The organism is Paenibacillus sp. Soil766 (assembly GCF_001428105.1).
Classification (GTDB): domain Bacteria; phylum Bacillota; class Bacilli; order Paenibacillales; family NBRC-103111; genus Paenibacillus_E.
Window position 1 is genome coordinate 104,751 of record NZ_LMSJ01000027.1, and the last position, 6,247, is coordinate 110,997.

Below are 6,247 nucleotides of genomic sequence, written 5' to 3' on the forward strand. Positions count from 1 at the left end.
TATTACAGCCGCATTCTATGACTTGGAAAATAAAGTATTAGACTGCGGCTGCTTCTACGTCAACTAAAGTACCTGTTACTCGGGGCTTGGGCTATTTGGGAACAATGTCACTTATATGAGAAATACATTGTTGCGCTCACTAAGTCATACATGCAAGGCTCTTTCTTTGTCATGATATGAAAAGCAGTATTAATGCCCGCGTCAGCTCCAACGGCGTTATAACCAGCTTGCGTATAATGGAACTGATCTTTCATAAGCCCGGCTGTAGCCATTGCCGCAAATTTCGTAGAAACCAGCACCATATTACTATGTGTTCTGCATAGTTCAGTTTGAACGGTGATAATTGAATCGTATAAGGTTGCGTTATCCCGATGGTTACCGATTCGGACGATATAACACTTTTCGAGGCCTGTTGTGATCATGGCATCTATCATGCAGTTAATATGTATGGCGTAGTTCGCTCCGGACATCGCGTTATCACCGTCAGTTTCACCTTGGCACCATACCATGAACTTGTTTTTAATGGTGTATCCATTAGATGTCAACCAGTTCTTAGCGGTGTTGTATCGCGCAATAGCGTCGTTAAGATACGCCCCTCCAGGCTGCCATAGCGTAATAGATGACCCACCTTTTGCTGCGGATACCGCAACCACCTTGCGGCCGACAACCCCAAAATAGGCGTTAACAAAAGCCGACACCATTGATCCTGTTTTTGCGCCTGGCTCTGTAATTCCTGAAGCGTTATTCTCGTTCTCACCGAACGGCTCTGACAGAGGATATAGCTGTGTCGGATCCGAGATGGCACGGAACTCATATGCTGTACCAGCTGCTACAGCAGGTGCTTGCGCGGCCGTCCCACGACCAGCCATATTCGACTGTCCCATAAACATGATAAGGTCTACCTCATTTTGACCTACGCAATTACTAGCTGTTAAATTCAAATCCATTTTGAATTTGCCACCACACTTATTGGTTGATTTCTTCATTGAGAATCTGAGATCAGATGTCTCGAGAGGTATTATTTTAGTCCTCTAACGAGTACTGATTGGTACCGATTGTAATCTCATATACAGGCACTGCACGAATCGAGTGAACTTCAGCTATACGTTCGGTCGCCTGTTCACTCCAGCCCGCCATCGTAGTGAGACTATTTACAAAAGAACCTTTTCGAATCGGTGAAATATAAACATACATGCCCTGTTCAATTAGCCTCTCCTCTAGCTGCTTTAAGCCGATTTCCCATGGTAATCCGTTACTGAAGTTGTCGTTGATGAGATCTCCATCGATGAAAGCATAGCCAATATCTCCTGTATAAGTGATGCGTAACAGTACTTGTTTCACCTGTCCAAAGGCATCTGGTGCGAATCTAAGCTCTGCTTTATCCGGGCCTACCTTGGCGCAATCCAACGTAATTTCTTTTTTTGGAATGTGAAACTTATACACTTTGAACAGTTCTTGCATGCTTTGCTCTACCAATTCTGCCCCGCTTATGATGTGAACAGCATCTACATCAGGGAATATGCAGAGCGTTACTTCCGTTTCATCTGTCGACTCTAGCTTAATTTGATCTTCATAAATTAGTAAATTAGTACTCGTCAAGAAAACACGTTCACGCCCCTGTATGTTGGCCTTCCAGAAATTAAGACTTTGTTGATCCGAAAAGGCAACTACATGCACGATTTCGCTAGATGCCTCAGCTTGCATACTGAACACTACCATATCCGCTTCTTCCAATGTAACAATGGTTACGTCATCTGTATGCCGGACGGAGCCTTGATTAAGTTTGATCTCACCATGTAGTGACTCGGAGTGAATGGCGAATTCCCCTCGCATGCCATCTGGAATCGCGAAGAAGTAGTAGATCTCACCATCTACCTCGATATGCGTAATCAACTGTGCTGTTGCATACTTCAACTTAATGCCGCTAAGATCAAATTGATAGGGTAGCATGCAATAGCTGTCTTTGTTCAACCGTAGGCCGCCTTCTGCTGGGAACCGAATGGTCTCCACTTCCAGTTCAATTGCTACCTGAATATCCACTAAATCGATGTTCTCGACATGATCCTGATAATTGTTCAAGAACAATAGCCCCGAACCCTCACTTGCTCGTACCGCATAACGGAGCGTATTGATGTCAGTTGGTTCTATTTCGGAGGCACCCATTGGAAGAATCGTCTTCGTGCGACACAACCATTCCTCGTATTGCGTATAGAAATAATGCTGTAGCTTCGCTCGTCTATAGGACTCCCGCACTTGCCCGAACTCCCCAATCATCGCATTGAAATCGTAGGAGATCTTTGGCGTTGCCAAATCATTCAGGTATAAGTCCCTCTTCCCCTTCGGATTCGAACCCCCATGATACATATAGTAGCCGATCATATTGCAACCTTCTGCGACTTTCATCCCTGTCATTGCCGGCACACTGTCATAATCAAATTGAAAGCGATATTTATAGAAAGGTGTCATCCCTCCGCCCATTTCGCAGCACATGTAGGGGTAATCTTCGGGCGTGTATAATGGTTCAAAATTATAACTTTTCTGTTTCTCATTGTTGTGTTTATCTCGGAACAGATACTCGGGTGTAGGAGGATGATCCTTCATCTCACCGAATCGATCATGCTCATAATAAATCCAAGGCCAGTACGCATAACCGCCCCATAAAGGCAACATCTCCTCCGTTGGCGTCGTTGCTCCTCCCCAGGCTGTGCAGGTATAGATAGGCGTCACAATACCCACCTCAACGGCAAGTTCCTTCAGTTTTATCATATGGTCCGTGCCACCTGTTCCTTGGCTCAGCCATAGGTTGCTAATGCCTGTCGTGAGCGCCCATTGCGCTGCAGAATGGTTATGTTCGTTCTCAATTTGTGTACCAATGATCGGCCCGCCTTGAGCGTACAGAAGGCCCTGTAACTGCAGGCTAATCTCTTGATACAGCACCTTCACATACGCCAAATAGCCCTCATCATTAGATCTTACTTCGAATGGGCGACCGAACAACCAATCCGGCATACCACCATTTCGCACCTCTCCATGACAGAAAGGACCAATTCTTACAATGACGTAAAGTCCGTGCTTGCCACACAGCTCCACAAATTTATTTAAATTTTTATTACCGTTCCATTCAAATACTCCCTGAATTTCCTCATGCATATTCCAAAATACATAGGTAGCAATTACATTGATACCACCCATTTTCATTTTAACAATCTCATCTTCCCATAGAAGCTCATCATACCGGGAATAATGGAACTCTCCACAGACGGCAAAAAAAGGCGTACCATCGCGCTCCATATAATAATTTGTAAAGCTTATGACTTCCCCCTGCGGGTTGGAGCCCCCTTGCCGAATATGTCCTGAGTAAATTCGCTTTCGGTCATCACGAGCATCTAATGTATATGTAGGCATTATTGAAAGCTCCTCCTATTTGATTTTAAATTAAGCAACCCTTGCTTGTATTAAATGTCGAAATGCGGCAATGTATTTATCAAGAACGAAGTTCATTCATGTATAACAATCCTTTTACAATTACAGGTCCAATCAGACCAGAGGGTAGCGACTGACTGTCGTAACGATTGGCTAACGTATTAGTCACTTCTACACGTATCTCGTTCCAGCCTTGTCTCACGACCTGCGTAATATCGAACACATACGGTTTCCACATACGAACTCCGATTTCTATTCCATTGATCCATACACGAACCATTTCATGTGCATTCCCGAGATCAAGCATTATCCCCTTATAAGCTAGAGATTCAGTGAACTCGAAGAGCTTCTCATAAGTTATCTTTCCAGAATAATGCTCCAGACCTTCTAATTCCGTCCACGAGAGAAGGACCGGCAACTCATAACTTACTACTGCGTCTTGTACACGCCAATTATCCGAAATATTCAATATCTCCGTCATTAGTTTTCGTTGAATTGATGAATGTAATTCTAAGCCCGCTTGGCTCGGATCAATCGCAATAATAAGACATTCCCTGCGTTCAATTGTAAAGTTAATGTTCTGGTAAGTTTCAGCACAGGTTTCAACGTCAGCCCTTTCCATTGTTCCGGTCCAAGGCTGCCACAACTCTGTTCGACCCATTATCTCTGTACGGAGCATCCCTTCAAATGGTATTTCGCCTTCATTCACAATGACATAGAAGTTTATACCCTCTTTTTTAACGCAACTGATCCGAATGGATGATGAAGCAGGCTGAAGTAAAGGTGTACTATCCAACAATTTCATCAACAATTCTGGTATCTCATTGGCATTGTTTACACTTAACTGCCCGATTTCCTTCGTTTTCTTGCCTTCCTCAGCAGATATCTCAATCAGAATACCACCTTGATTTACAAATGCTTCAATCTTTGTCCAGCTCGATGATTGTACTTTTTCTGCATTTTCAATCAGCAATACCTTATATCGCTGCTTTGAGATCCGAATTTCGCCATCTTCTAACTGACTTAGGCCATCCAGAAGCTCTTCTTCCAAGTAATTGAACTCAATTTGATTTTCGTATAGAGGCTTAGCAATTTGCCATGGCAAATAATCTGCATGTGCCAGCACTACGACTTCTGCAGTGTTAACACTGTCGGTCATTAGCCAACTCATCCTCTTCATATAACGTGAGAACTTGTTGTACTCCGGCCACCATATATTATTCGGACCTACATCTGGAGGTCTTTCATCACGTCGTTCATCCCGAATCGAATAATAGAAAGCGTGTGGAGAAATCAAATTAACGCCTCTAACGAACAACCAATCTAAATACCACTTTATATTATCTGCGTTTAGTGCCCAGCCGCTCTCTTTTCCGCAAACGCCAAAACATTCATTTAAATTTCTTCTTTTATTACGATGGCGTGCAGAATCGGCAGAGCACTTCCCCATCGTACTATGCACGCCAGTCAGCGCTTTATCTTGTTCTGGGGCTATGTATCGCCATACCACGTCTTGCCCCGGAATGTGAAAATACTCTAATAGACCAATGTCATCACTCGCTGCCGGATGACCGGTCAATCCAATGTTGTGCGCTTCGCACCATTCGGCGAGTTGTTTATAATAGGTCCGTGCCAACCGATTCCGAACCGTCATTTCGTAAGCACTGCGAATTTTTCTTGTTTCCTCTCCAGCCTCAAACCAAAGCACGGGTAAATTCTGTTCATCATTTCCACACTCGAGAAACTCGTCTATAAACCTATGCGTCCACGGCTTCAAGCCATGTCTATGTTCTCGTCCAAGTAAATCAGGCTCATCTGTGAAAAATGCAAAAATTGTACTTCCGAAATATTTGCTGAGCCACTCATAATACTTTTCATGCGTAAGTGAAATGAAAGCTTGAACTGCTTTTGGATTTAATAGATCTGCAGCTAAGGGTGAATCTGGCCCCCCATCATCTTGACCTTGATGAACACCTCTAATGGTTCCCTTCGAATAAGTTTCGATGAAAAACAATATGGACCAATTCCCTATTTCTGGTTCCTTGAAACTTACACCATCTTGATCAAAATCCAGGTTTATCGTTCTTTCATGTGCAATTGTATCGTCTGACAACTTGAGAACAGCTTGAACCGAAACCATCTCTTCGCCCTGTGCAAGATCAAACGAAATCCTTATACCATCTCTCCCACACGGATGCTCTTCCATTCTTAATCCACGGCTCGCAAATTCGGAATTTTGCTGAACGACTTTCCCGCAAGCAGAACCTGAAGGATACATCCCTTCATCATATAAAATAATCGACATCCCCAGTTTTGCAGCCTCTGAAACGGCTACCTCTACCAGCTCCATATAAGCATCTGACAAGTAGGGTGTCTCATGTGAAAGTCCCATCCGCGGATGAATGACGAATCCGTTCACTTCCTTTGAATGGAAATCGTGAATTTGTCTTATAATCTCCTCTTGTGACAACTCATCGTTCCAAAACCAGAAAGGAATCGGACTGAATTCTTCAGGTGGTTCTACAAATTGTTGTTTTAATCTTTCCAACGTGTTATTCATCTGTTTTCCCCTTGCAGTTTAAGGTTGTTGTAACCACACTATACTTGGATTTAAAAAAAAGACACAACAAACTTATTTCAGGTTATTAACCAAATTCCGAAACTCTTGAGATAATAAGCTTTTTTTAATCATTGGTTTATTCATCATGAATGTTTATATATTATTACAGTAGGGTAAGACGAGGGATTACTCCCTCGGACTCCCCGTCAAACCGTGCATGCGGATTTCCCGCACACGGCTTTCCTTCGTCAGTTCCCCATCTTC

At 43.4% G+C, this 6,247-nt stretch carries 3 protein-coding genes; all 3 read right to left on the minus strand.

Translation table 11 applies throughout. The features are described from left to right. Window positions 1-107: 107 nt before the first annotated feature. The 3 genes from ASG89_RS21520 to ASG89_RS21530 all read right to left on the minus strand — a co-directional run bounded on the left by ASG89_RS21520 (window position 108) and on the right by ASG89_RS21530 (window position 5,983). A complete protein-coding gene (locus ASG89_RS21520) occupies window positions 108-947 on the minus strand; it encodes a sialate O-acetylesterase (RefSeq protein ID WP_235549862.1) in 840 nt (279 codons plus the stop codon). A gap of 76 nt (window positions 948-1,023) precedes the next feature. Next, window positions 1,024-3,405, minus strand: coding sequence for a beta-galactosidase (locus ASG89_RS21525; RefSeq protein WP_057313129.1), 2,382 nt, complete (start codon window positions 3,403-3,405; stop codon window positions 1,024-1,026). 79 nt (window positions 3,406-3,484) lie between these two features. Beyond that, complete coding sequence (locus ASG89_RS21530) at window positions 3,485-5,983, minus strand: glycosylhydrolase-like jelly roll fold domain-containing protein (protein WP_057313130.1); 2,499 nt, start codon at window positions 5,981-5,983, stop codon at window positions 3,485-3,487. Between the last annotated feature and the right edge of the window lie 264 nt (window positions 5,984-6,247).

Bases quoted from the DNA above. Each gene is read 5' to 3' on its own strand.
- ASG89_RS21525 (WP_057313129.1), bottom strand. From the start codon at position 3,405: ATGCCTACATATACATTAGATGCTCGTGATGACCGAAAGCGAATTTAC.
- ASG89_RS21520 (WP_235549862.1), bottom strand. From the start codon at position 947: ATGGATTTGAATTTAACAGCTAGTAATTGCGTAGGTCAAAATGAGGTA.
- ASG89_RS21530 (WP_057313130.1), bottom strand. From the start codon at position 5,983: ATGAATAACACGTTGGAAAGATTAAAACAACAATTTGTAGAACCACCT.